Genomic DNA, 26,498 nt, shown 5'->3' on the forward strand with positions numbered 1-26,498 from the left:
CGTTAAATCTAAAAATGTACAAAATCACCTTCAAAAATGTGGGTCAAGGTGATTCTATCATCATTGAATGGTTAGAGGGATCACATTGGAAAGTAGGTGTTGTAGATTGTAATAAGTATTATGGTAACCCTGTACTTGAGCATATAATCAACGAAGGTTATAATGAGTTAGAATTTGTAATATTATCCCATCCACATGATGATCATTTCTCTGGGATTCTGGAATTATTAGAGAAATGTCGCGATAATAATATTAGTATTAAAACTTTTCTCCACACCTGTAAGTTAACAAGAGAATTTCTTGATTCTTGTTCAAAATCGGTGACTAGTAGAAAGAAACTTGTTAAGATATTTGAATTTCTACTTAAATATTCCGGTTCTTTAGGTGTTCAAACTGGAACAATCGAAGCAGGTATATTCGAAAATGTTATTAAATTAAACTCAAATAGTTATTTAGAGTTCTTTTCCCCTTTCCATGTCGATTACGTTAATTTCGCAGCAAGTAGAAAATACGATGTCGCTTTTGAAAAGAGTGGCAATAATAATGAAGCCAACAAACTTTCAACGATTATAAATATTCAATTAGCAGAAGGCCATATATTATTAACATCTGATGCCCCAAAATATAACTTAACAAGGGTTGATGACAAATTTAAAGGTAAAATTTCTGGATCTCTATTTGTGGGGCAAAGCGCTCATCATGGGTCTCCAAAAAACCACAGTAAAATATTTTGGAATAAAAGAGCAAAAAATGATCAATCAAAAATCGTTTTTTCTGTCGGTGAAAATGGACACAAACATCCGGATGAAAATGTGGTTAAATATTTTATTGACAAAGGTTATATTGTGCATTCTACTAATACGGTTGGACCTTTTTCTTCTATGAATGGAAAAGGAAAGAAATCTTCACTTCTTGATAGCTTTAGTACTTTAGTGCCTCAAAAAGTAAATAATAATCTTCAAGGTGATCAAGTATTCGAATTCACCTCTTAACGAGGATTATCTGAGGGTAAATTAAAAAACCCTTCAAAATCAAATGATTAAGAAGGGTTTTTGTACTCGAGGCGAGTACATAACCTAGAAAGTAAAAGAAAAAATATACTACTTAAAAGCATAGATAATCAGTAATTTACATCTTTTCCTTTTTCCTTTTTAATCTTTAGTTTTCTTATTTTAGTGGTATTATTTGTTACTATTTTGTTACTGGTAAGAAAATTTCGCAAATTCAGAAATCGTATTTATTATGAGTGTTAAACTAAGAGAAAGGAATTTGGCTAAAGGCCGTAAGCGGTATTATTTAGATATCTATCACAATGGGATAAGGAGTTATGAGTGGTTACATCTGGTTGAAAAAGGAGATGACAAAATTCAAAAGAGAGAGTTAGCTCAGAATATTAGAGCTGCAAGAGCTTTGGAATTAGAGAGTGAAGGGACAAACTTTATACCAAGACACAAAAAAAAGGTCACAATTTCTAAGTACATTGAAAGCTACTTGGCTAACTATAAGTTAAGAGATATAAGAAGTATCAAGAATGCATTAAATAAATTCCAACAGTACTTGAAAGAGGAAAAAGGGAAGCCAAATCTCACAATGAGTGGATTAAACAAGCTCTATATAGAAGGTTTTAGAGAATATTTGCTTTATAGGGCTGGATTGAACGGCGAAACACCTTATAGTTATTGGAAACGGTTTAAGAAGGTTTTAATCCATGCCGAAAAGCAAGGTTATTTAAAAGAATCGGTTTATAAAGGAGTAAAATGGGAATCTAAAAATAAAAAAGCTGAAAAAACTCTTGTAAAGCAGATTCTCACTGAAGAGGAGATCCAAATTTTAAAAAATACCTATTGCGGGAATGATGCAGTAAAAAGGGCATTTTTGTTTGCCTGTTATTCAGGTTTAGGATATTCGGAGTTTAAGAGGTTGAAGTGGCATCACATTACTAACCATAGGCTAATTATAAATAGAAGTAAAGTTGATAGTTCTGAAATTAATATTCAACTTAGTGCTTCTGCTATGGAATTATTGGGGGAGGAAAACGGGCAGAACGAATTAATTTTTAATCTGAAACATAAGGGCAAATTCCTATCTGAAGTGGCTATAAAAAAGAACCTTACTGCAATGATGAAGCGTGCTAACATAAATAAGAATATTACTTTTTATTGCGGAAGGCACACATTTGCGGTAAGATTGCTTACAAATGGAGCCAATTTAAAAACTGTAGCTGATGCTTTAGGGCATAGTAGTACCGCCCATACAGTAAAGTATTTAAATTATGTGAACAGTATAAAGGACAATGCAACTTCAAATCTCTTATGATTAAAATAGAAAACGTTACATATAAACAACGGATTGATAATTATTTTAAAGACTTAAATGAGTTTTTAAGTAGTGGTGATGAATCAGGAGATGAAGAGATAGACTTTCTTATTCCCCAATTAGGAGGTTATATTTATGCCCTTCAAGTGTCTACTTTGAATAAAGATTTTGTTGATATGGTAAAGAGTCAACAAACCCAGTATTTTGAAGTTGGGGAAAACGCAGCTCGTATGCACGGCCTTCAGTTAAAGCTGATTTACCTTAATAACTGCAAGGTTTCACGGGATGATATTTTGGATACTGTCCAAAATTTCGATGAGCAAACTAAGAATTTCCAAACTGAAGAGATTGATTTTGTTCTCAACTCATATTTCTATACAGAAGAAGGTAAGATTTGGTTTGAAAGAAGAGAATGGATTAATTCTGTAAAGTCTTTAGCTAAATTTTGCAAGTGGTTGCATACTAGAAAGGAACAGATACTAAATGGAGAAGTGGCTTCAGATGATATTACCGATAGTTTAGATCGATTGGAGTTTAATCTAAATCAAACAGATTTAGTTCATTTCTTTGATTTGTTAGTCGATGCAGATTTGATTAAAGAGCCTGAGAATGAAGTTCACAAGACGAAAGGTGGGTTCTACGGTAAACTGGCTAAATACTTTACTGCAAAAGGTAAATCAATCAACCCTAAAAGTGCTAAAACAATTAAAGCAAATAAGGAGAATAAAGGTACTCCCTATTCGCAATCTTATTACGAAATGTTAAATAACCTCAAGAAAACAATAGAGCGAAAATTGGATATTTAGAGTTGACAGTCAACCTACTGTAAACCAACTTTCTTTCCTTTCCTTACTTTCTTTACAACGTAATTACAAATTCGGATTAGCTAATCCATCATTTATTAATTTAAAAAATGAAGGATGGAAAAGAACATCTTAAATCTTAAAGAAGCTTGTCATTATACAGGTTTCAGTAAAAGCCATTTATATAAATTAACTCATTATAGAAAGATTATTCATTATAAGCCTAATGGCAAAAATATCTTCTTCAAGAAGTCAGATTTGGAGGCCTACATGCTTAGAGGAAAAAGGGAAGCAAAGCCTGTTTTGGATATGGAAGAAAAGGCTGCAAATTACATACTCGATAAAGGCTTTGAGGAATGATATTCAATACATTAGCGGAAAACGGGACAAATAAACTGGGACAAACTTATGTGGTTCATGGCAAAGGAACTGACCTGACGGATTTGAAAGTTGTTCATTCTAGAGCTAAACGTAAGCTAATCACTCATCAAACGATTCTTAGAATGATTGATATTGCCAAGGCCGATGAAGATAAAGAAAGAGAAAAGGCTTATTGGAATACGTACCATTGCCAAAGTAACTTGGTATCTTCAAATGGAAAAGTCTACGGGAACTATTGTAAAAATAGGTATTGCACAATCTGCCTAAGTATCAGAAAAGCAGAAATAATAAACAAGTATTATCCAGTAATCGCAAATTGGGATGATCCTCATTTTGTAACAATTACAGTTAAGTCCTGTAAGGAGCATCAACTAAGAGCATACTTTAAAAATATAAAGTCGACATTCACTAAAATAGTCAATAAGTACAAGAAACGAGAACAGCGAGGCACAGGGGAGAAATTAATTGGAATAAAATCTATGGAAGCCAATTTTAATCCAAATAAGAAAACCTATAATCCACATTTTCATATTTTGGTCGCGAACAAAAATATGGCTGAAATAATTGTAAAGGAATGGAGTATGAGAGCCAAACCAAACAAAGTGAACCTTAAAGGCCAAAAAATCAAAAAAGTATGGGACTTAGAAAAGAATCTTATTGAAATAATTAAATATGGCAGTAAAATTTTTACAGAACCCCATATAAAGGCAAAAGCCAAAGAAACAGATTCGCATATTATTTATGCTAAAGGATTGGACACCATTTTTAAAGCGATGAAGGGGCAGCGAATTTTTGACAGATTCGGTTTTAATCTTCCCCCAGAAATTGCAGAATCTATACAATCACAAAAAATATTGACCAATTTCAAACAATGGGAATATATTCCAGAAGTGGCCGATTGGGTTAATGTCAACTCTTGGGAAAAACTAGCTGACTATACACCCCCATCGCACCTTGTCGCCTTACTAGATAACAACATAAACAAAACACTTTCATAAAGCCTTATATTTGAATTGGAACTAACCGAAAATATTCATGTCAGAAGACCATAAAAAGCAATTGGAGCAACAGCTCTGGAATATAGCCAACACACTTAGAGGCAAAATGAATGCAGATGAATTTAGAGACTACATCTTAGGCTTTATTTTCTACAAGTATTTAGCAGAGAAAATGGAAAATTATGCAAATTCTATTTTACAACCCGATGGCCTACAGTTTACAGATATAGACGAAAACACCCTAGAAGGACAAGAATACATAGAAGCTATTCGAGAGGAAGCATTAGAAAAGCTAGGTTACTTCTTAAAGCCATCAGAGTTGTTTTCTGCAATTGCAAAAAGAGGGAATCACAATGCAGAAGAAACGTCTTTAGAACAAGCGGCAGACACTACAGAAACCTACAATACCAAGCATAATTTTATTCTGGAGGATTTACAAAAAATCCTAAACAACGTGCAAAACAGTACAATGGGTACAGAGAGTGAAGAAGATTTCGATAACCTCTTTGAGGATTTGGATTTAAACTCTACCAAATTAGGTAAAACACCAGAGGCGCGAAACGAAGTTATTGCTAAAGTATTAGCGCACTTAGATAAAATAGACTTTCAGTTAGACCAAACCGAATTAGATGTGTTGGGTGATGCCTACGAATATTTGATTGGAAAGTTTGCAAGTGGCGCTGGTAAAAAGGCAGGTGAATTTTATACACCACAAGAAGTAAGTATGGTTTTGGCGAAGTTAGTAACCACAGGAAAACATAAACTAAAATCGGTGTACGACCCAACCTGTGGTAGTGGTTCTTTGTTATTACGAGTTGCAAAAGAAGTTGAGGAAGTGAATAACTTTTACGGTCAAGAATTAAACCGTACTACTTACAACTTAGCACGCATGAATATGATTCTGCACGGTGTGCATTATCGTAAGTTTGATATTAAGCAAGAAGACACCTTAGAGCATCCACAACACTTAGAACATCGTTTTGAAGCTATTGTAGCCAACCCACCGTTTTCTGCAAAATGGAGTGCCAATCAACTCTTTATGAGCGATGATAGATTTAGCCAATATGGTAAGTTAGCACCAAGCAGTAAAGCCGATTTTGCTTTTGTTCAGCATATGGTACACCATTTAGCGGAGAACGGACAAATGGCAGTGGTTTTACCACACGGTGCATTATTTAGAGGTTCTGCAGAAGGGAATATAAGGGAATATTTGATTAAAGAAAAAAACTATCTGGATGCTGTTATAGGCTTACCAGCCAATATTTTTTACGGTACGAGTATACCCACTTGTATTTTGGTGTTTAAAAAATGTAAAGAGCATCCTAACGATATTTTATTTATAGATGCCAGCGAACATTACGAGAAGGTAAAAACACAAAACATCTTAACTCAAGCGCATATAGATAAAATTGTAACTATTTATAGAGAACGTAAAACTGAAGAGAAATACAGTTATGTCGCACCAATAATTGAAGTAGCTGAGAACGAATACAACTTAAATATACCACGTTATGTAGATACGTTTGAAGAGGAAGAACCTGTCGATATTGAGGCGGTGGCAACTGAAGTAGAAAGTTTAAATGCAAAGTTGAAAGAAAACGAAACCCTAATAGCTTCATTTTGTAAAGAACTAAATATTAAAACACCGTTTTAATATGCAGCATGAAAAACAGTTAGTGCCGAAATTGCGGTTTCCTAAGTTTTATAATGAGTGGAAAAAAATAATATTTGAGGACTTGTTTACTTTCTCGACAGGTAAAAATATTAAGCAGAGTGAAGCATCACCTGATTTTGAAATACCCTGTGTTCGTTATGGTGAGTTGTATCATTTGTATTCTGAAGTGATAACTTCAGTTATAAACAAGACAAATCTTGAAAGGTCTGAATTGCTTTTTAGTAAAGGTGATGAAATATTGTTGCCATCAGCAGGTGAAGACCCACTAGATATTGGTTCAGCTTCTGCATTACCTTTTAGAGATATTGCCATTGGAAGGACAATTAATATTTTAAGACCCAAGATAAAAGATGTTTACTCTCAGACATTTGTATCATATTTTATTAATCAAAAGCTAAAGAAGAAAATAGCAACCCTAGCAAAAGGGGTAAGTATTAGTAATGTTTATAATTCTGATTTAAAGAAATTAAAAATTAACTTACCTATTCTCCCTGAACAACAAAAAATAGCCAATTTCCTGTCAGCATTAGATGATCGCATACAAGCCTTAGAAAAAAAGAAAACCCTTTTAGAACACTACAAAAAAGGAGTAATGCAAAAAATATTTAAACAAGAGCTAAGGTTTAAGGATGATGATGGGAAAGAGTTTCCAGAGTGGGAAGAGAAAAGATTGGGTGATTTTTTAATTCACAAATCAAAAAGAAATAAAAAATTAGAAATCAACCAAGTATTAAGTGTTAGTAATTCCAAAGGGTTTATCCTGCAATCAGAACAGTTTGATAATCATAGAGTAGCAAGTAAAGATGTTGCAAATTATAAAATCGTAGAGAAAAATGATATTGCTTATAATCCATCAAGAATTAATGTTGGCTCTATTGCTACTTTAAAGGATTATGATAAAGGTATTGTTAGTCCTATGTATGTGATTTTCGGTTTAAAAAATAGTTTGGACTTAGCCTATTTTGAGAATTTAACAACTACATATTTATTTAATCATTTAGTTAAAGTTGGTTGTTCTGGTAGCGTTAGAGATAGCCTGAATTTTGAAGATTTAGAATCTTTCAAATTGAATTTTCCTTGTTTAGAAGAACAACAAAAAATAGCTTCATTTTTAATGGCTATCGATAAAGAAATAGAAATTATAAGCACTCAAATAGAGCAATCAAAAACGTATAAAAAAGGGTTGTTACAACAAATTTTTGTGTAATGGTATATACAGAAAGGGAAATAGAAATTTTTGTGAATAAATTTGAAAATGAGTTGATTCAAGCTGAAAAAATCAAATTTTCACTAAAAAGAACATGGTCCTCAAACTTTCCAAACAAACCTGGGATATATGCCATTTTTGATGAAAATAAATTAGTCTACATTGGTGAAACCGCCAACCTCAAAGAACGTATGAAGGAGGTCAAAAGAACTTATAATCATAGCTTTAGAAGAAAACTAGGCAGGTTTATTATAGAGGGTGCCAAAATCACTAATGGTAAATTTGAAGAGACACTCGAATTGAAACTTAATGATTATTATTTAGAGCGCATTTATTTTACTTATAAAGAGATAAATTTCGGAAGATTGGAAGTAGAATCGCATCTTATCCATCGTCACCACACAAATGGATTATTAAACTCATTAGGCAAAAGAAATAAAATAAATTAATGAGTACACAACCAGAGCAGGTATTAGAAAATCAGTTAATTCAGCAACTTTCAACTATCGGATATGCCAAAGTCAATATTCCAGATGAAGCTGCTTTATTGGGTAATCTAAAAGCTCAATTAGAAAAGCATAACAATATCACGTTTACGGCTAAAGAGTTTGAACGTGTGCTCAATATTCTTAGTAAAGGTTCAGTATTTGAAAAAGCCAAAACACTGCGTGAAAAACAACATATTGTACGTGATAATGGCGACAACCTATATTTCGAGTTTCTAAATACAGAACATTGGTGTCAAAACCAATACCAAGTTACCAACCAAGTGACTATGGAGGGTTCTTATAAAAACCGCTATGACGTTACATTATTGGTTAATGGATTGCCATTAGTGCAAATAGAATTAAAGCGTAGAGGCTTAGAAATGAAAGAAGCCTTTAATCAAATAAATCGCTATCAGAGGCATTCGTTCGGTGCTAAATCAGCTCTATTTCAATACGTGCAAATATTTGTAATTAGTAACGGTGTCAATACCAAATACTATGCAAATAACAGGCATCAATCTTTTAAACAAACGTTTTATTGGACGAACAAACAAAATAAGCGTTTAACTAACATTCTTAATGGGTTTACAAGTGAGTTTTTTGAGCCTTGTCATATCTCTAAAATGATTTGTAAATACGTTGTATTAAACGAAACCCATAAAATTTTAATGGTGCTTAGACCGTATCAGTTTTATGCAGTCGAAGCATTGATTGATAGAGTGAAAAACTCAACCAAAAATGGCTATATATGGCATACTACAGGTTCTGGTAAAACGCTCACCTCATTTAAGGCAAGTCAAATCATTATGAAAATGCCACAAGTTAAAAAGGTGGTATTTGTAGTAGATAGAAAAGATTTAGATTACCAAACTACTAAGGAGTTTAATAGCTTCTCAAAGGGCAGTATAGATGGTACAGACAATACAAAAGCCTTAGTAAAACAGTTTAGCGATGATACAAAGATTATCGTAACCACCATTCAAAAGCTTAATACTGCCATCAGTAAAAAGAACTATTTAACCAAAATGGAACAACTGAAAGACGAGCGTATCGTCTTTATTTTTGATGAATGTCATCGTAGCCAATTTGGGGAAACACACAATCGTATAAAATCATTCTTCAATAACCATCAAATGTTTGGTTTTACGGGCACACCGATATTTGCAGATAATGCAGTAAAAAACGAATTAGGAAAGCGTACTACTAAAGAGTTATTTGGTGAGTGCTTACATAAATACGTCATTACAGATGCGATTAAAGATGAAAACGTACTTAAATTTTCGGTAGAATATGTAGGGCGCTACAAACAAAAAGAATCTGCAACTGAAATTGATATTGAGGTAGAAGATATTGACCGTAAAGAGTTAATGGAATCTCCAAAGCGATTGGAAAAAATTGCAGATTACATTATTGCCAACCATAACAGAAAAACACATAGTAAAGAGTTTACTGCAATGTTTTGTGTAGGTAGTACAGATATGTTGGTGCAGTACTATGATATTCTGCATCGAAAAAAGGAAGAAGGTAAGCACAATCTTAAAATTGCAACCATATTTAGCTTTGTAGCCAATGAGGACGATGCAGATGCCAACGGTTATATTCCAGAAGAAGTGTCGGTAGTCGAGGAAGCAGCAGCCTTATACGGGATGAACAGCCATAAAAGAGATAAATTAGAAAGTTATATAGGACATTATAACCAGATGTTCGGTTCTAATTTTTCAACAAAGGACAGCCAGTCTTTTTACAATTACTATAATGATATTTCAAAGAAAGTTAAAGAACGTAAAATTGACGTACTGTTGGTGGTAAATATGTTTTTAACAGGTTTTGACAGTCCTGCTTTAAACACCTTATATGTAGATAAAAACTTAAAATATCACGGATTAATTCAAGCCTATTCACGTACCAATAGAATTGTAAACGAGCAGAAATCACAAGGTAATATTGTGGTGTTCCGTAATCTCAAAAAAGCAACAGACGAAGCTATTACACTCTTCAGCAATAAAGAAGCTATTGAGGTTATTATAATGGAACCTTATGAAGAATATGTAGAAAAATTCAATGCTACCTTTATCGATTTATTGCAAGTAACACCAACCGTAAATAGTGTAAATGACTTAGTAAGTGAAGAGGATGAATTAGAATTTATCAAGGCATTTAGAGAGTTGATGCGTCTAAAGAACACGATGACCACTTTTGCTAATTTCGATTGGGAAGATTTAGCAATGGATGAACAGTTGTTTAATGATTTTAGAAGTAAATACTTAGACCTTTGGCAAAAAACAAAACACGATACAGCAAAAGAAAAAGTATCAATATTAGATGATGTAGATTTTGAATTAGAGTTAATTCACAGAGACGAAATCAATGTAACTTATATTCTTAAACTACTGACAGCTTTAAAAGACGCGAAGAAGTCAGAACAGGAAGCTAAGAAAAAGGAAATTGTAGATATACTCTCTGGTGAAGCCAATTTACGAAGCAAACGAGAATTAATAGAAAAGTTCATTCAAGACAGTTTACCGCATATAGAAGATTCAGATAACATTCCACAAGAGTTTGAGAAGTACTGGACAGAAGAACAACAAAAAGCATTTGAAACCTTTGTAAAAGAAGAAAACCTATCATCAGAAAGAACTCAAAAACTAATTGAAGATTATCTCTATGCAGAAAGAGAACCGTTAAGAGACGAACTCTTGAACCTAATTGAAGGTGATAAGCCATCAGTATTAAAACGTAAAACTATAGGCGATAGAATCCTGCAAAAGGTGATTAACTTTGTAGATACTTTCATTAATGGAATGGATAACTAGTATATGAGAAATTGATGAAAGAAATAGTAGAAAAAATATATGAAATTATAAAGGACTACCAGTGTGACTATCCCGACAGAAAGTTTGAGATAACGGTTGAGCATATAATAAATTGGGCAAATCAATTTGGTGATGATGCAGAATTTGTATTGAGTGAGTTATTATATTTTTTACCAGAAGTTTATATATCGAAGGAAAAGGCTAAAGATTTATTACGCACAAGACTATTAGAAATTCAGAAGTTTTATGGTTATAAAACAATGAATGAAATGGTGGTTAACACACATTTTTTCGATACCCAACAAAACTATAAGAGTCAATCCGAACTACTTGTGCTAATTGATGATATTCTTCAGAGAGAGTATATGATTAATTACAAGGACAGCATTGATAACCCTAAGGCAAACTACATTTATTTTGACGATATTTTAGCAACTGGCGGTACGGTGTTTCGTGATTTATCAAACTGGCTTGAATCTAAGGATGATGGCGTAAGCGAAAATTATAAGGCTATTATCAATAAAACAAAGACATTAGCCATTAGTTTGTTTTGTTATCATTCATTTGGTTATAGCAATATGGAATGGCGTTTAATGAAGCAATTTGACGATAAAATTAAAAAGACTCTTATAGTTGGTAAAGACTATGTGGTTGAGAATCATATTAAAACAAAATGGATTGCAGAAAATCAAAAATTGAATTGTGTATATCCAATAGAAGAGCAATCACAAAAAACGTTAGAATATTTGGCGGGATTGGAAGCTGAAAATGATAGCGTACCTGCTTTTAGGCCCTCCAACTTACCGAAAACCGAAACATTTTTTAGTAGTCCTGAGAACAGAATCAAACTTGAAAAAATTTTTTTGGAAAAAGGAATTGAACTTCTTAGGAAGGTTCAAAAAGATGATCCAGATAGACGAAAACGCCCATTAGGTGATACGGTTCGTTCTCATAAAACTTTTGGTACAGGCACATTGTTTTTTACTTGGCGCAATATCTCTAATACTTGTCCATTAGTTTTTTGGTGGGATGTGTCAGGACACAATTGGACGCCACTTTTTTGCGTTAAGAACAGAGGGCAATAGATAAAAATTTCTATATTGTACAAAATGAAAATTACAGAACGTACTTATAATAAAAACGAAGTAGTCTTTTTTAAAAGCACTAAAGCTAATTTTGGAGGGTTGTCCAATATGGCCCCGGGTTATTCACTTCGCGTAAATGATATTATCATTCCTTCGGCAGAAGCCTTGTACCAAGCTTGCCGTTTTCCTTTGTTTCCAGCAATACAGCAAGAGATTATTGAGCAGAATAGTCCTATGACTGCCAAAATGAAAAGCAGAAAATATTTACAATACACAAGACAGGATTGGGAGGAAGTTAAATATTCAATAATGTATTGGGTTCTTAAGGTTAAACTGTCTCAGAACTTTGATGAATTTTCTAAAATTTTAATCAATACGAACAGTAAGGCAATAGTAGAATTATCTGATAAAGATAAAGATTGGGCTGCTGTTGAAGTTGAAAAAAACCTATTAGTCGGTAAGAATGCATTAGGCAGACTTTTAATGCAACTCAGGGAAGAATATATTCATAATGATAATTGCGTTGAATGCGTTCAGCCAATTGATATTTTTGGTTTTTTGTTGTATGGTTCAGAGATTGAAACGGTATGCAGTCCAGCAACTGAATTTGAGAATAACCTACTATTTGATTTAGTGCAATAGCTTCTCGCACTTATTAAAAGAAAATAATTCTAAACCCCCAATTTATTATCTCAAACTTCGAATATTGAATAGTAATTGTTACTATTCTGTTACTGTTTAAAATAAAAAACCCTGAAAATCAATTGATTAACAGGGTTTTGGTGTACTCGAGGCGGGACTTGAACCCGCACGGCCATAATGGCCATTGGATTTTAAGTCCAACGTGTCTACCAATTCCACCACTCGAGCCTCTATTGGCTTGCTTTATTTCTGTTTAAAACAGAAATCAAAAGCTAAGAGCTATCGCTAACTCATAAATAAAAAAACGCCGGCAAGCGGCGTTAGTTTTGAGCGAAAAACGGGATTCGAACCCGCGACCTCCACCTTGGCAAGGTGGCGCTCTACCAACTGAGCTATTTTCGCATTTAAAAGAACAAACTAACTCGGTTTGTTAGCGGATGCAAATTTAATACAATTATATAAATTGCAAAGAAAAACTAATTAAAACTTGCATCAATTTTCCTTTCCTTTGAATATGACGAATTTAAGAAGTCGCTTTTTTGCTTTTGCTCAGCATGCGCTTAATCTCGTTCAATTTCATCAACGCTTCAACAGGCGTGAGCGTATTGATATCTAAATGAACGATTTCTTCTTTTATTTGCTCCAATAACGGGTCGTCTAGGTTAAAAAAGCTAAGCTGCATCTCGTCTTGGGCCAACTGAATTTTATCGGTAAGCTCTTCGCTCGAGTGTGATTTCTCTAGCTTTTTTAGAATCTTGTTCGCTTTATGGATCACTTGTTGCGGCATACCCGCCATTTTGGCCACATGAATACCAAAGCTGTGCTCACTGCCACCCGGGGTCAACTTACGTAAGAAGAGTACATTGTCTTTCAGTTCTTTCACCGAAACGTTGTAATTCTTGATTCGCTCGAAGGTGTTGGCCATTTCATTGATTTCATGATAATGGGTAGCAAAAAGAGTTTTGGCACGAGCCGGATGCTCATGTAGATATTCACTGATGGCCCACGCAATTGAAATGCCGTCATAGGTGCTGGTACCACGGCCTATTTCATCGAGTAAGACCAGGCTGCGCTCACTAAGATTATTCAAAATAGAGGCCGTTTCGTTCATTTCTACCATGAAGGTCGATTCTCCCATAGAAATGTTGTCGCTAGCACCTACGCGAGTAAATATTTTGTCTACGTAACCAATTTTTGCAGCTTCGGCCGGCACAAAACAACCCATTTGGGCCAAGAGAACGATTAGGGCGGTTTGCCTTAATATAGCAGACTTACCGCTCATATTGGGCCCGGTAATCATTATTATCTGCTGGTCGTCACGATTTAAAAGTACATCATTGGCGATGTAAGCCTCGCCCAAAGGCAGCTGTTTTTCAATTACGGGGTGTCTGCCATTGGTGATTTCAATATCAGTAGTCTCGTCTACCTCTGGCTCCACATAATTATTCTCTTTAGCGAGCTGGGCAAAACCGCAAAGACAATCCAATTGGGCAATATGATGTGCATTGTTCTGAACTGCGTTGATGTATTCTTGCATCCAAACCACCAGTTGCGAGAACAATTGTGACTCGAGACTCTGAATGCGCTCTTCCGCCCCAAGAATTTTCGCCTCATATTCTTTCAATTCTTCGGTAATATAGCGCTCGGCATTCACGAGGGTTTGTTTGCGGGTCCATTCGCCAGGTACTTTATCACGGTGCGTATTGCGAACCTCGATGTAATAGCCGAAAACATTGTTTGATGCAATCTTAAGAGATGTGATGCCGGTTCGCTCTGTTTCGCGGGCGAGCATTTGGTCTAAATAATCTTTGCTTGAAAAGGCCAATGATCTTAATTCATCCAATTCGGAGGAAAAGCCATCTGCGATGGTCTTGCCTTTCGACATGTTTACCGGTGCTTCTTCGTCAAGCATTTCCTTGATTCTTTGGCGAAGCAGATCGCAAGTGTTCAATTGGTCTGAGATGAGGTTGAGAGCCTCCGACTGGCAATCTGCGGTAATTTGTTTGACAGGCACTACGGCTTCCAGCGAATTTTTAAGTTGAACAACCTCTTTTGGGTTGATTTTGCCCGTAGCCACCTTCGAAATTAAGCGTTCTAAATCGCCCATTTGCTTAATCGATTGCTGCAGTTTTTGATGCAGCCCCTCTTCGGTAACTAAGTGGGCGACTACTTGATGACGACGCTTGATTTTTTCAATATTTTTTAGGGGGAGTGCTAACCATCGCTTTAACATTCTACCTCCCATGGGTGATATCGTTTTATCGATGATATCCAGTAGGGTTACGGCATTCTGATGCGGTGAATGGTATAGCTCGAGGTTTCTGATGGTAAACCGATCCATCCAGATATATTCTTCTTCCGGAATGCGTTTAAGGTTACTGATGTGCTGTAATTGCCTATGCTGGGTCTCCGAAAGGTAATGTAAGACCACCCCGGAAGCTATAACCCCTAGGTTCAAGTGGTCGACCCCGAACCCCTTTAGCGTTTTGGTCTTGAAATGATTGGTGAGCGTTTCTAATGCATAATCTTCTTGAAAGACCCAATCTTCCATAAAGAAAGTGTGAAATTGATTCCCGAAAAGTTCCAAAAATTCTTTTTTGTGGGTTTTCGGTACCAGTACCTCGTTCGGTGCAAAGTTTTGAAGCAGTTTGTCAATTTGTTCTTCAGAACCTTCAGCGGTCAAAAACTCACCGGTAGAAATATCGACGAATGAAACACCGAGTAACTTTCTGCCAAAATGAACGGCGCATAAAAAATTGTTCGACTTGGCATTTAAAATATCGTCGTTCATCGCCACACCGGGTGTTACAAGTTCTGTAACCCCTCTTTTGACGATGGTCTTGGTCATTTTTGGGTCTTCGAGCTGATCACAAATAGCAACCCGTTGCCCTGCTTTGACCAATTTGGGTAAGTAGGTGTTGAGCGAATGATGGGGAAAACCGGCTAACTCGGTGCGGTCACCTCCGTTATTTCTATGGGTAAGAATGATGCCTAAAATTTTGGAAGCCTTTACGGCATCTTCTCCAAAGGTTTCATAAAAATCGCCCACGCGAAACAGCAGAAGGGCATCAGGATACTTTGTCTTGATGCTATTGTACTGCTTCATTAAAGGAGTGACTTTTTTTGCTTTTCCCATATGGCTCAATCCAATTTATAAAGGCTATTTTTGCCCGCAAGTTCAAAGAACGAATGTATCAATTTTGCCACGGAAACCCCACAGTTGTTGATATTTAGGAATAACTTTATCAACATTGGTTTCTTCAAAAGGGCAGATATCAAGAAATATGAGAAAACTAAGAAACGAAGAACTGGAAAGGCTTGATGTCGAATCGTTTAAAAGGGCTCAGAAAGTACCTATAGTATTGATATTGGATAATATTAGAAGCCTTAATAACATAGGTTCGGTTTTTAGAACTGCTGATGCTTTTTTGATTGAAAAAATTTACCTGTGCGGCATAACGGCAACCCCTCCTCATAAAGACATTAGAAAGACGGCGTTGGGTGCTACCGAAAGTGTCGAATGGCATTACGTGAAAGATACCGTCGAATTAATAGATACTTTGAACAAAGAAGGTTATGTGACTTTGGCAATAGAACAGGCTGAAGGTGCCCAATTCTTAAATGAGTTTAATGTGCGGGCCGACCATAAGTATGCCCTGGTTTTCGGTAATGAAGTAAAGGGTGTGGCCCAACTTGTAGTGAACTCTTGCCAAGGGGTTATCGAGATACCTCAATACGGTACCAAACATTCCTTGAATATTTCGGTCAGTGCCGGGGTCGTTGTTTGGGATTTTTGGTCGAAGTTAAATGCCCTGAAAGCTAATTAGGAGCGTACCGAGGGTAAGTGAACGGCAAACTTTAAAATCTTATCAAGAATAGTCTCATAGTCATCTTGACTTTCCACAAAATCAAGATCCTCTAAATCAATGACCAGATTGTTCTGCTCTGGATAACTTTTGATGAAATCAAAATACCCCTTATTGATTTGTTCTAAGTACGTAGGGTCGATACTTTGCTCGTAATCCCGGCCTCTTTTTTTAATGTTTTCCAATAACCTATCGGTCGATTGGTAGAGGTAAACATATATTTTGGGCTTTTTGACCTCTTTGTACATCAAATGGAACAGCTTGCGATAAAGGGCGTATTCATCTTGCTGCAGCGTAATTCTTGCAAAAATCAATGATTTATATATATCATAATCACTGACCATAAAGCTTCTGAAAAGATCGTATTGTGAGGTGTCGTCGGTAAATTGTTGGTATCGGTCGGCCAAAAAAGACATTTCTAATGGGAAGGCGTATCTAGCTTTTTCCTCGTAAAACTTCGGAAGAAAAGGGTTGTCGGCAAAGCGTTCCAAGACCAATTTACCATTAAAGTCCTCAGAAATTTTATGCGCCAAAGTAGTCTTACCAGCCCCAATATTGCCTTCAATGGCAATAAAGTTAGTGTTGGCAAATAGCTCTTCACGGTTTTTATATAATCTGAAAACCGTTTTTTCGAGGCGGCCCTTGTCGCGACATTCCTGAATAAGGTTGCGTGTATCTTTGTTAACCACCGGATGATAGAATTGTGGGGCAATATCCGCTAACGGTTTGAGAACGAATTTGCGATAGCACATTTCGGGGTGGGGTATGACCAATGTTTCCGTAAATAACGTTTCACGATCGTAATAAAGAATGTCAATGTCAATGGTTCGAGCTTGGTAGCCCTCTTCTTTGAATCGTACCCTTCCCAGCTGGCTTTCAATCTTTAAAAGGGTGTCTAAAAGTTTTTGGGGTGATAGTGCAGTACTGATTGACAAGCATACGTTCAAGAAATCATCGGAATCAAATCCCCAAGCACTGCTTTTATAGATGGGCGAAATGCGTTGCACATCCCCCGCCATTTTCTGAATCGAAAATACCGCAGATTGTAGGTTGTTCAGGGTGTCGCCCAGGTTGCTGCCCAACGACAGATATGCAAGTTTATGTTCGGCCATATTTGTAAGACAAAATAACAAAAAGAAGTGGGTAAGTTCAGCGACCGTTTATCAATAGTTATTCACCATTTTTTAAATATTGAAATTCGATACTGTCGCCATAAAAGCTAATTGAGGGCTTGGTCGAAATTATAAATAACGCTTTTGCTTACTGCCAATGGTATCTAGCTGGGGTGTATTATCTTTGAGCATTTTATAAATGCGATTATCGGTTAATTCTTGATTTGAAGTTATTTCTTATTGGAAGTAACAATTTCAACTTTCGAACGACCGATAGATTCTAGAATCGATTTTAGAGTATGAAATTTTTAAGAAACCTTTTGGCGGCCATATTGGGCTGCATGATAGCTTGTGGTATCATCTTCGTCATGTTTTTTCTGTTTGTAGGTATTGTAAGTAGCAGCGATGAGACGGTTGCCGTTAAGCCCAACTCTGTTCTAGAACTTCAATTTCAGCAACCTATTAGCGATTATGTCGGTGATAACGCTCTAGATCCCTTTGCTGGAGGGCTATTTGAACAGAACCAAGGGCTAGATGAAATTCTTCAGGCCATTATGGTGGCGAAAGATGACAATGATATTAAAGGTATTAGTATCAACAACAACTTTATTATGGCTGGTTTGGCACAGACTCAGGCCATTAGAAAAGCACTTCACGAGTTTAAAGAAAGTGGTAAGTTTATTTATACCTATGGCGATTTCTACATGCAAAAAGATTACTACCTCGCCAGTGTTGCCGATAGTGTTTTTCTAAATCCGGTGGGGGTTCTTGATTTTAGGGGACTTTCTTCAGAGGTGCTGTTTTTTAAAGATTTACAAGAAAAGACAGGAGTGAAGCTAGAGGTGATTCGTCACGGAAAATACAAAAGTGCGGTCGAGCCATTTATTGCTAATGAAATGAGCGATGCGAACAGAAAACAAATCAAAGAACTGATAGGTTCGTTGTGGAATTCGATGGTCGATGATATTTCAGAAGGAAGAAATATCAGTGCTGAAAATCTGAATATAATTGCCGATACCTTAGGAGGTCGCTCCCCAGAATATGCGCTTAACTCTGGTCTAATTGACGAAATAGCATTCTATGATCAATACGAAGGTAAGTTGCGAAATGCCTTGGACTTAGGAGCTGATGAGGATTTAAACATCGTTCAATTAAGCGATTACGTGTTAAGGTCCAATAAAAAAGTTTTGAAAAAAGGTAAGGATAAGATAGCCATTGTTTTTGCCCAAGGTGAGATTCTTTATGGTGAGGGTGGGACTGATGTTATAGGTCAAGGCATCATTAATGAAGCTATCATCAAAGCAAGGGAAGATAAAGAAGTAAAGGCGATTGTTTTAAGGGTCAATTCACCTGGGGGCAGCGCCCTAACCTCCGATATCATCTGGCGTGAGGTTGAATTGGCCAAAGAAGTGAAGCCTGTTGTGGTTTCAATGGGCAATGTAGCCGCGTCGGGAGGGTACTACATTTCGGTCGGTGCGGATAAAATTTTTGCTGAACCGACCACTGTAACGGGTTCTATCGGGGTTTTTGGAACTGTACCAAATATGGCGCAACTTGCAGAAGATATCGGCATAAACGCCGAACAGGTGGGTACCAATAAAAACGCCGTAGAATATTCTTTGTTCGAACCGATGGATGAAGGTTTTAGAAAAGTGGTTCAAGAAGGAATCGAAAGTACCTATCAAACATTTTTAGAAAGAGTTTCCCAAGGCAGAAATATTTCAATGGCAGAAGCTGATAGCCTGGCCCAAGGCAGGGTGTGGAGCGGGGTCGATGCCAAAAGACTGGGTCTGGTAGATGAACTGGGTAACCTAGAAGACGCCATTAATAGTGCAGCGGAGTTAGCGGGTATTGATAGTTATGGCATTAAGAAATTCCCTAAATACAAGACGGGCCTCGAAAGATTTATGGAAGATCTAGGGGGAGCTTCTGCCAGTCTGAAGGAAAAGTTCATCAAAGACGAAATAGGAACCGAGGCTTATTCCATTTTAAAAGAGGTGCGCACGGCAATGGACCAAAAGGGGGTTCAGGCAAGAATGCCCTTTGTTCTTACCATTAAGTAAGGTGTCGCTAAAAAGCCAAGGTAATTATTTAAATAACTTTAGGTTCAACCTATATTTTTTAAAAGGTTTCCAAAATGCTATGTGTTGAAGCCTTTTATAAGGGTTTCGGTTATGGCTTATTAGCTAATTTTTGTTGTTTTGTAAAGATAAACAAGCGCAAGAGAGTATCTTGTTTAGACAGCTACGATGACTTCAAACCTTATGACTGCAAAAGATAAGCGCCTCGCCTATAAAATTTACCTTTATTTAGGAGCTTTGTTCATTACCTCACTAGTGGTGTCGAATCTAATTTTTCAAAAATTTTTCTATTGGAATCCCTTTGGTGATGTTGAAGTTTTTGGGGTGTCGCTTTTTGAAATATCCGTGGGTATTCTGCCCTATCCGATAACTTTCTTGATTACCGATTTAATCTCTGAAATTTATGGTAGGCAGAAGGCCAATCAAATAGTTACGGCCGGTATTTTTGCCTCGTTCTTTTCTATGGGAATTATTTTAATCGCCGAAATAGCTCCTGCTATTGATTCATCTCCCATTAATGATGAGATTTTTACCAAAGTGTTTGCTCTATCACCTATTGCCGTTTTTGCCTCTATGATTGCCTATCTGCTGGCGCAGTATATTGATATAGCCATTTATCATTTTTGGAAAAGGGTCACGAAAGGTAAATACCTATGGGTGCGTAACAATTTCTCAACTTTTCTCTCTCAGTTTATAGATACCTTCACCGTAGTTGGCCTGCTTTGTATTTTTAAGATTTTGCCCTGGGAGCTTTTCTTCGGACTCGTAGTGAGCGGCTTCATTTTTAAGATTTTTATAGCATTCATAGACACTCCTTTCCTGTATCTTTTCGTATATATACTAAGAAAGAGGTTCAAACTGCAGATTGGTGAAGAAATTGAACTAGAGGTATAATAACCGTTCAATTTGAGAGTTGTATCGATACGGCCAATAAACTGTAGTAATGAGCCAATACAACAAATGAATTTTAGGTAGGTTACCACCTTTAAAAAGTTGGTTCAAATACCGGTTCAAGAAAAAAATATATGAAAAAGAAAATTTTCAAGATAGTAGGTATAGTAGTGGTGTTGATTATTGCGCTGCTGATTGCAATCCCATTTTTTTTAGAGGCCAAAATTGGCGATATTATTAAGAACAATGTCAATAACAACCTCAATGCCACCTTAGACTTTGAGGAGGCTGACTTAAGTCTTATAAAAAGCTTTCCTAATGCCGAAGTTGGGTTGAAAAAGGTAACCCTCATTAATAAGGCTCCTTTTGAGGGCGACACTCTTTTTGCTTCAGACCAAGTGGCTTTAAAAATGGGTCTAGGTGAACTTTTTAAAGGAGCCGGTGAGCCTATTGGCATTAGGAGCCTTACCATTGATGGGGCTTTGTTGAATATGACCATTGATGAGCAAGAGAATGCCAGTTTTGACATTGCCAAAGAGGATACCAGTACCCCTGAAACCTCACAAACTAGCAGTACCGAAGGTTTTAGTTTCGATATGCAATCTTACGAAATTTCGAATGCCAAAATCGTTTATAATGACCGAGCGGCCGGTATGAAGTTGGTAATAGAAGAGATGCAGCATAAGGGCAATGGTGATTTGTCTTTAACCACTTCTGAACTGCAGACCAACACCAATGCGCTGGTCTCATTTGAAATGGATAGTACCAATTATCTCAATAGGAATAAAGTGCAACTCGATGCGCTAGTGGGTATAGATTTGAATGAGAATAAATATTCTTTTCTGAAAAATGAGGCATACGTTAACCAATTGCCTTTGGTATTCGATGGCTTTGTGAAGGTCAACGAGAACAACCAAGAAATAGATATCAGCTTCAAGACACCATCCTCAGATTTTAAAAACTTTCTGGCGGTTATTCCTGAGACCTACAGTAAAAATATTGAGAACGTAAAAACTACAGGGAATTTTATTGTTGAAGGAGAGTTTAATGGTGTAGTAGATGAAGAGCATATACCCAAGTTCAACATTAAGATTAATTCTGAAAATGCTTCCTTCAAATACCCTGATTTGCCCAAATCGGTTCGAAATGTTTTTATTGATACCGAGATTATTAATACCTCCGGAATTGTAGAAGATACCCGAGTCGATATTGAAAGGTTGTCTTTTATGATTGATGAGGACAAGTTTAATATGAACGCCAAGATTAGCGAATTGATGGGCAATACAAAAGTAGATGCCCATATAGATGGTAGAATGAACTTGGCAAACATTGAAAAGGCATATCCTGTCCCTCCTGGGTTGAATTTAAAGGGATTATTGGTGGCCGATGTCAATACGGCCTTCGATATGAATTCCATAGAAAAAAAGCAGTACGCCAATACTAAGACCAACGGAAATCTTAAACTAAGCGATTTTGAGTATAAGTCTGAAGAAATTCCTAACCCCGTAAAGCTCAAAACCACTCAAATGACCTTCAATCCGAAAACGGTTACATTGAACGAATTGAGCGGTAGTACAGGAAAAACTGATTTCAGCGCAACGGGTACCATCAATAATTTATTGGGCTTCATGTTCAATGATGAAATGGTAGAAGGTAATTTTAATTTGACTTCCAACACGTTTGCTTTAAACGATTTTATGGTCGAAGAGGAAAGTGCTGAAGATAATTCCGGCTCCGAAGATGAAAAAGGTACTTCGAAAGGCTCGACGACCGAAGAGAAAATTAAGATTCCTTCATTTTTAGATGCGACCATCAATGCATCGGCAAACACCGTATTGTACGATAATTTGACGCTCAAAGATGTAAAAGGCACGCTACGAATTAAAGATGAGAAGGCGACTCTTTCAAATATGACATCATCGATTTTTGATGGTAAAATGGCTTTCAATGGTGAAGTTTCTACTAAAGAAGAAACGCCTTCTTTCGCCATGAAGCTCGATATGCAAAAACTGGAGATAGCCGAAACCTTTCAATCATTGGAGCTTTTTAAATCTTTGGCCCCAATAGCCCAGATATTACAGGGTAAACTCGATTCTGATATACAACTCTCGGGTAAGCTTACTGATGATTTGCTACCTGACCTTCTAACGTTAAGTGGTAACATTTTGGCCAATGTAATGACTCGTGAAATCAATTCGGAAAAGGCTCCATTATTATCGGCCTTGGATGGTAAACTGGATTTTATCGATTTACAAAAGCTCAATCTTGACGAATTAAAGACCAAATTGTCATTTGAAAATGGGTTAGTGAACGTAAAACCTTTCACACTTAAGTATAAAGATATTGCCATTAATGTAGATGGTAACCATTCGTTCGATAGAAAGTTGAACTATAAGGCTGTGATGGAAGTTCCAGCAAAGTATTTGGGCAAAGAGGTAAACAAATTGATTGCTGAAATCGATGATAGTAGTCTACAAAATTTGACTGTTCCGGTGGTAGCGAATATTGGTGGTAATTATTCAAGTCCGAACGTGAGTACCGATTTGACGGCCGGTATCAAATCGTTGACCAATCAATTGGTTGAAATTCAGAAGCAAAAATTGATCAATAAAGGTAAAGACAAGGCCAAAGATTTAATAGGTAAGGTGCTTAATAAAAATAAAAGCAAAACTGATTCTGCTAAGGCCGCGAATACGAAAGAAGATGTGAAGAATGTGATTGGGGGTATTCTTGGAGGCGCCAAAAAAGATACGGTCAACGAGGCTGCCACAGATACCGTCAAGAAAACGGATGAAGATGTGGTTAAAGAAAAAGCCAAGAATATTTTGGGAGGTCTGTTAGGTGGTAAAAAGAAAGAGACGGACCAAAAGTCTTCGGGCAATTAAAATGATTCCTTAAATCCGGCTTTAACCAGTCTTTGCCAAAGTTTTAATGCCATCGATGAATTGGTCGAGTTCATCTGTAGTGGTAAAAACATTGGGGCTGATTCTGCAGCCATGAACATTGGCGCCATCTACCGCTACAGTGAATATTTTGAAATCTTCCATGAGTCGGTCGGCTAATTCTTTGGGCGTCATATTGGCGAGGCCCACATTGGCAATTCCGCAGCTGCGCTCAAGATCCACAGGTGTATTTACTATCACATTTTTTAATGGTCGAATGGTATCACTCCAATAACGTTGCAAATATCTTAAGCGGTCTTCTTTACGTTTCATGCCAATTTGCTCGTGGTAATCTATGGCATCGTTAATAGTTAAATCGGTATGGACGGGGTGCGTGCCTGTATGGTTCAGTCTGCCGATGTCGTCGGGTTCGCGGTCATGCTCTGCCAAGAGGGGCCATATTTTTGCAATTTTGCTTTTTGAAACATACAAGAAGCCAGCACCGAGTGGCGCGGCCAACCATTTGTGAAGACTCGTGCCATAATAATCACAGCCGAGGTCATCAATATCAACTTCAAAATGCCCGATGCAATGTGCTCCGTCAACCAAGACCTCTACTCCTTTTTGATGTGCCATGGCACATATTTTTTTAATAGGAAGAATGTGCCCCGTTATGTTAATCATGTGACTTACAAAAATTAACTTGGTCTTTGGTGTGATAGCTTCTTCATAAAGTCTTATAATTTCCTCATCGGATTTAGGATGATTGGGAACAGAAACCAGCTTATTGTTGATTCCGTAGCGTTTTGAAGCTAATTTGAACTGCTCAAGCATGGCTCCATAATCTTGTTCCGCCATTATAGCCTCATCTCCCTTTTTCCAAGGATATCCTGCGATAATTAGGTCAAGAGATTCTGTGGCATTCCGAGTAATGATAAGTTCATCAGGTGCGCAATTGACCAGATTGGCCAATCGCTTGGCAGCATTTTTTTTATTGTCCCATTGAACGGTACGCATGTAATAAGAGCCTTCGTAATTAACCATTCGCATGTGCCCTTGAAGTTTTTCTAGGGTAGGTCGCGGAATGATATTGTAGTAGCCGCTCTCAAGATTGATATAATCGGGTTTCAGGTCATAGTCTGAACGGATGTTCATCCAAAAATCATCGGAAACTGTTCTGGTGTGAAAGGATTTCGGGTGATTACCAAGAGTGGTATTTGGTAGAAGGGGTACCGAAATAGCCAATTGGCCAAATCTTTTTATAAAAGTTCTTTTGTTCATGGGAGGGAGGTTATCTCTACATAAGGTAAGATTTAATTATCTGAAATTGATGAGTTTATAGAAGGATTTAAGAATGAGAAAAAAATAGAATGCTAAAATGACAATAGTTGGTCGAAGCGAGGATGGAATTAGGAAAATCTTAAAGTAAAGGAAGATGAAAGCCTTGGCCTATAATGACCCATTTAGTGTACTTAAGATTCTTTTCTCTTTTTGTCCCACCAAATGTAGGCTAAGAAAAGTGCTAAACTGGCCAAAGAACCCCAAAGTAGGCCTGTTTTCAAGTTATCGCTATTTTTTCCTAGAAGGGCGATAAAAAATATGAGAGGGGCTATACCTATCAAAGTGGCTCCTATAAACTTCCAATAGCCCATTTTTAAAATTCCCCCGACAAAACTGATTGCATCATTTGATAAAAAGGGATTGAGCCTAGTGATGATTACTGCCCAAAATCCGTAATCATCCAAAAACTTTTCAACCTTTTTCTCCGATTTATGGCCGATGATTTTCTCCACTCGACCTTGCCCCAATAAACTGCCGATAAAGTAGCCCACACTCGAAGCGCAGAAAACGGAGGCGAAAACTATTAAACTGCCCCAAATAGGCCCGTAGGCAATAATGGAAACAACCATGAGCATAATGGAGGGGATGACAATTAAAAACATCTGTGCAATCATCGCTAAGATTAGAACCAACGGACCCCAAGCACCAAATTTTTCGACCCAGCTTTTGGTTTTTTCATTATCCCCACTTTTCAAGACGGCCCATGCCTCATCGAAAAATTGCTGAATCGAGGGAACGGTAAAATAACCTACCACCAATAGACCCAAAATGGCCAACGAAACAATCGTTGGCCAGTTACTTTTTGAAGTGCTATTTTTAGTTGATGAAGCATTCATTCACAAGCAAGTGCTTATATCTTTACAACCATTTTACCTTTATTCTTTCCTTCAAAAATATCGAGAAATGCTTGCGGAATGTTCTCGAAACCTTCGACAATCGTCTCTTCATGAGTTATTTTCCCCTCCTGTAACCATTGAGCCAATTGTTGAATGGCATTTCCAAATTCTTTCGCATGGTCTCTGACCAAGAAGCCCTGCATCAATACCGTTTTTTTGACTAAAATACCTTCATGACGAGGGCCTGTCGGGGTTTGTTTCGCATTATATAAAGAAATGGCCCCACAGTTAATGACCCTTCCGTTCTTATTGATGTTGTTGAGGGCCGCATCTAAAATCTCTCCGCCCACATTGTCATAATAAACATCAACACCGTTTGGGCAAGCTTCGGCCACGGCCGCGATCATATCATCTGTCTTTTTGTAATTGATGCCCTCGTCAAAACCAAACTTGTCTTTCATCAGGTCTAATTTTTCATCGCTGCCGGCAATACCGACAACCCTGCATCCCTTGATTTTTCCTATTTGACCCACGGTACTTCCCACGGCGCCAGAAGCTCCCGAAACCAAAAGGGTTTCACCTTCTTTAAGATCAGCTATTTTTTCGAGGCTGATATAGGCGGTAAGCCCAGTAAGCCCTAAAATTCCGAGATAGGCCGATAGAGACGCCTTCTTGGGGTCGACCTTGTTTAACCCGGTTCCTGCAGATGTTTGAAACTCTTTCCATTTAAGCATGCCAAAGACGAAATCTCCTTTAGCAAAATTTGAATTTTTAGAATCCATTACTTCCGCAACTACCGTTGATTCCATTGGAGCATTAAGCTCGAAAGGAGGGATGTATGACTCTTCATCGTTCATTCTTCCCCTTAAATAAGGGTCGACGGAAATATACTTTGACTGAAGTAAAATTTCACCATCCTCGATTTTGGGTTGCGGCTCTTCCGTAAATTTGAAATCGCTTAGTTGAGGTTTTCCAGTGGGCCTATTAACTAAATTGATGACATTGTTCATAAACATGATTTTAGAATTGAGGTAATCAAATTTAGTCACCTCTTAAATTTTGCCTTAACTGGATAGATGAT

Annotated in this window: 20 protein-coding genes and 2 tRNA genes; 15 read left to right on the forward strand and 7 right to left on the reverse strand. The window is 37.0% G+C overall.

All coding sequences use genetic code 11. The features are described from left to right. Positions 1–14 precede the first annotated feature (14 nt). From IL356_RS07380 to IL356_RS07430, 11 genes are all read left to right on the forward strand, one after another. Complete coding sequence (locus IL356_RS07380; RefSeq protein WP_121850080.1) at positions 15–992, forward strand: ComEC/Rec2 family competence protein; 978 nt, start codon at positions 15–17, stop codon at positions 990–992. 250 nt (positions 993–1,242) lie between these two features. Beyond that, on the forward strand, positions 1,243–2,316 hold the full coding sequence (locus IL356_RS07385) for a tyrosine-type recombinase/integrase (RefSeq protein WP_121850079.1): 1,074 nt from the start codon (positions 1,243–1,245) through the stop codon (positions 2,314–2,316). Continuing rightward, a complete protein-coding gene (locus IL356_RS07390) occupies positions 2,313–3,122 on the forward strand; it encodes a hypothetical protein (protein WP_121850078.1) in 810 nt (269 codons plus the stop codon). The genes IL356_RS07385 and IL356_RS07390 overlap by 4 nt, the downstream gene beginning before the upstream one ends. Before the next feature lie 114 nt (positions 3,123–3,236). After that, positions 3,237–3,479, forward strand: coding sequence for a helix-turn-helix transcriptional regulator (locus tag IL356_RS07395; RefSeq protein WP_121850077.1), 243 nt, complete (start codon positions 3,237–3,239; stop codon positions 3,477–3,479). After that, positions 3,476–4,498, forward strand: a complete 1,023-nt coding sequence (locus IL356_RS07400; RefSeq protein ID WP_121850076.1) for a protein rep — start codon at positions 3,476–3,478, stop codon at positions 4,496–4,498. Before IL356_RS07395 ends, IL356_RS07400 begins: the two co-directional genes overlap by 4 nt. A gap of 37 nt (positions 4,499–4,535) precedes the next feature. Then, complete coding sequence (locus IL356_RS07405) at positions 4,536–6,152, forward strand: type I restriction-modification system subunit M (protein ID WP_121850075.1); 1,617 nt, start codon at positions 4,536–4,538, stop codon at positions 6,150–6,152. A gap of 1 nt (position 6,153) precedes the next feature. Further along, on the forward strand, positions 6,154–7,380 hold the full coding sequence (locus tag IL356_RS07410) for a restriction endonuclease subunit S (RefSeq protein WP_121850074.1): 1,227 nt from the start codon (positions 6,154–6,156) through the stop codon (positions 7,378–7,380). Continuing rightward, entirely contained in the window at positions 7,380–7,829 is a 450-nt protein-coding gene (locus IL356_RS07415) for a GIY-YIG nuclease family protein (RefSeq protein ID WP_121850073.1), read from the forward strand. The genes IL356_RS07410 and IL356_RS07415 overlap by 1 nt, the downstream gene beginning before the upstream one ends. Then, positions 7,829–10,681, forward strand: a complete 2,853-nt coding sequence (locus IL356_RS07420; protein WP_121850072.1) for a type I restriction endonuclease subunit R — start codon at positions 7,829–7,831, stop codon at positions 10,679–10,681. The genes IL356_RS07415 and IL356_RS07420 overlap by 1 nt, the downstream gene beginning before the upstream one ends. A gap of 14 nt (positions 10,682–10,695) precedes the next feature. After that, positions 10,696–11,766: a phosphoribosyltransferase-like protein gene (locus IL356_RS07425; RefSeq protein WP_121850071.1), complete on the forward strand. Its 1,071-nt coding sequence runs from the start codon at positions 10,696–10,698 to the stop codon at positions 11,764–11,766. Between the two features lie 24 nt (positions 11,767–11,790). Continuing rightward, the gene (locus IL356_RS07430; protein WP_121850070.1) at positions 11,791–12,408 is read left to right on the forward strand and encodes an NADAR family protein; all 618 of its coding nucleotides are present in this window, start codon (positions 11,791–11,793) and stop codon (positions 12,406–12,408) included. A 143-nt stretch (positions 12,409–12,551) separates the two neighbouring features. Here the strand turns inward: IL356_RS07430 and IL356_RS07435 are convergent. From IL356_RS07435 to mutS, 3 genes are all read right to left on the reverse strand, one after another. After that, positions 12,552–12,636, reverse strand: a tRNA-Leu gene (locus IL356_RS07435). A gap of 101 nt (positions 12,637–12,737) precedes the next feature. After that, a tRNA-Gly gene (locus IL356_RS07440) sits at positions 12,738–12,810 on the reverse strand. A gap of 121 nt (positions 12,811–12,931) precedes the next feature. Continuing rightward, the gene (gene mutS, locus IL356_RS07445; protein WP_121850069.1) at positions 12,932–15,544 is read right to left on the reverse strand and encodes a DNA mismatch repair protein MutS; all 2,613 of its coding nucleotides are present in this window, start codon (positions 15,542–15,544) and stop codon (positions 12,932–12,934) included. 148 nt (positions 15,545–15,692) lie between these two features. Here mutS and IL356_RS07450 point away from each other — a divergent pair, with 148 nt between their 5' ends. Continuing rightward, complete coding sequence (locus tag IL356_RS07450; protein WP_121850068.1) at positions 15,693–16,235, forward strand: RNA methyltransferase; 543 nt, start codon at positions 15,693–15,695, stop codon at positions 16,233–16,235. On the opposite strand, the gene folK is transcribed toward IL356_RS07450, so the two are convergent. Further along, positions 16,232–17,386, reverse strand: coding sequence for a 2-amino-4-hydroxy-6-hydroxymethyldihydropteridine diphosphokinase (folK, locus tag IL356_RS07455; RefSeq protein ID WP_121850067.1), 1,155 nt, complete (start codon positions 17,384–17,386; stop codon positions 16,232–16,234). The two genes, IL356_RS07450 and folK, sit on opposite strands and share 4 nt — an antisense overlap. Positions 17,387–17,685: 299 nt before the next feature. Here folK and sppA point away from each other — a divergent pair, with 299 nt between their 5' ends. The 3 genes from sppA to IL356_RS07470 all read left to right on the forward strand — a co-directional run bounded on the left by sppA (position 17,686) and on the right by IL356_RS07470 (position 23,243). After that, on the forward strand, positions 17,686–19,449 hold the full coding sequence (gene sppA / locus IL356_RS07460; protein ID WP_121850066.1) for a signal peptide peptidase SppA: 1,764 nt from the start codon (positions 17,686–17,688) through the stop codon (positions 19,447–19,449). A gap of 201 nt (positions 19,450–19,650) precedes the next feature. After that, the gene (locus IL356_RS07465) at positions 19,651–20,361 is read left to right on the forward strand and encodes a queuosine precursor transporter (RefSeq protein ID WP_121850791.1); all 711 of its coding nucleotides are present in this window, start codon (positions 19,651–19,653) and stop codon (positions 20,359–20,361) included. A gap of 131 nt (positions 20,362–20,492) precedes the next feature. Then, entirely contained in the window at positions 20,493–23,243 is a 2,751-nt protein-coding gene (locus IL356_RS07470; RefSeq protein WP_121850065.1) for an AsmA family protein, read from the forward strand. 21 nt (positions 23,244–23,264) lie between these two features. Here IL356_RS07470 and IL356_RS07475 read toward each other — a convergent pair whose 3' ends face one another. The 3 genes from IL356_RS07475 to IL356_RS07485 all read right to left on the reverse strand — a co-directional run bounded on the left by IL356_RS07475 (position 23,265) and on the right by IL356_RS07485 (position 26,427). Beyond that, positions 23,265–24,521, reverse strand: a complete 1,257-nt coding sequence (locus tag IL356_RS07475; protein WP_121850064.1) for an aminotransferase class V-fold PLP-dependent enzyme — start codon at positions 24,519–24,521, stop codon at positions 23,265–23,267. 191 nt (positions 24,522–24,712) lie between these two features. Further along, a complete protein-coding gene (locus IL356_RS07480) occupies positions 24,713–25,417 on the reverse strand; it encodes a TVP38/TMEM64 family protein (RefSeq protein WP_121850063.1) in 705 nt (234 codons plus the stop codon). Positions 25,418–25,431: 14 nt separating this feature from the next. Next, positions 25,432–26,427, reverse strand: a complete 996-nt coding sequence (locus tag IL356_RS07485; RefSeq protein WP_121850790.1) for an NADP-dependent oxidoreductase — start codon at positions 26,425–26,427, stop codon at positions 25,432–25,434. Between the last annotated feature and the right edge of the window lie 71 nt (positions 26,428–26,498).

Origin of the sequence: Euzebyella marina (assembly GCF_014855515.1) — a bacterium.
GTDB lineage: Bacteria > Bacteroidota > Bacteroidia > Flavobacteriales > Flavobacteriaceae > Euzebyella > Euzebyella marina.

Coding starts and splice junctions, on each gene's coding strand:
- IL356_RS07380 (WP_121850080.1), top strand. CDS start 15: ATGTACAAAATCACCTTCAAAAATGTGGGTCAAGGTGATTCTATCATC.
- IL356_RS07385 (WP_121850079.1), top strand. CDS start 1,243: ATGAGTGTTAAACTAAGAGAAAGGAATTTGGCTAAAGGCCGTAAGCGG.
- IL356_RS07390 (WP_121850078.1), top strand. CDS start 2,313: ATGATTAAAATAGAAAACGTTACATATAAACAACGGATTGATAATTAT.
- IL356_RS07395 (WP_121850077.1), top strand. CDS start 3,237: ATGGAAAAGAACATCTTAAATCTTAAAGAAGCTTGTCATTATACAGGT.
- IL356_RS07400 (WP_121850076.1), top strand. CDS start 3,476: ATGATATTCAATACATTAGCGGAAAACGGGACAAATAAACTGGGACAA.
- IL356_RS07405 (WP_121850075.1), top strand. CDS start 4,536: ATGTCAGAAGACCATAAAAAGCAATTGGAGCAACAGCTCTGGAATATA.
- IL356_RS07410 (WP_121850074.1), top strand. CDS start 6,154: ATGCAGCATGAAAAACAGTTAGTGCCGAAATTGCGGTTTCCTAAGTTT.
- IL356_RS07415 (WP_121850073.1), top strand. CDS start 7,380: ATGGTATATACAGAAAGGGAAATAGAAATTTTTGTGAATAAATTTGAA.
- IL356_RS07420 (WP_121850072.1), top strand. CDS start 7,829: ATGAGTACACAACCAGAGCAGGTATTAGAAAATCAGTTAATTCAGCAA.
- IL356_RS07425 (WP_121850071.1), top strand. CDS start 10,696: ATGAAAGAAATAGTAGAAAAAATATATGAAATTATAAAGGACTACCAG.
- IL356_RS07430 (WP_121850070.1), top strand. CDS start 11,791: ATGAAAATTACAGAACGTACTTATAATAAAAACGAAGTAGTCTTTTTT.
- mutS (WP_121850069.1), bottom strand. CDS start 15,544: ATGGGAAAAGCAAAAAAAGTCACTCCTTTAATGAAGCAGTACAATAGC.
- IL356_RS07450 (WP_121850068.1), top strand. CDS start 15,693: ATGAGAAAACTAAGAAACGAAGAACTGGAAAGGCTTGATGTCGAATCG.
- folK (WP_121850067.1), bottom strand. CDS start 17,386: ATGGCCGAACATAAACTTGCATATCTGTCGTTGGGCAGCAACCTGGGC.
- sppA (WP_121850066.1), top strand. CDS start 17,686: ATGAAATTTTTAAGAAACCTTTTGGCGGCCATATTGGGCTGCATGATA.
- IL356_RS07465 (WP_121850791.1), top strand. CDS start 19,651: ATGACTGCAAAAGATAAGCGCCTCGCCTATAAAATTTACCTTTATTTA.
- IL356_RS07470 (WP_121850065.1), top strand. CDS start 20,493: ATGAAAAAGAAAATTTTCAAGATAGTAGGTATAGTAGTGGTGTTGATT.
- IL356_RS07475 (WP_121850064.1), bottom strand. CDS start 24,521: ATGAACAAAAGAACTTTTATAAAAAGATTTGGCCAATTGGCTATTTCG.
- IL356_RS07480 (WP_121850063.1), bottom strand. CDS start 25,417: ATGAATGCTTCATCAACTAAAAATAGCACTTCAAAAAGTAACTGGCCA.
- IL356_RS07485 (WP_121850790.1), bottom strand. CDS start 26,427: ATGAACAATGTCATCAATTTAGTTAATAGGCCCACTGGAAAACCTCAA.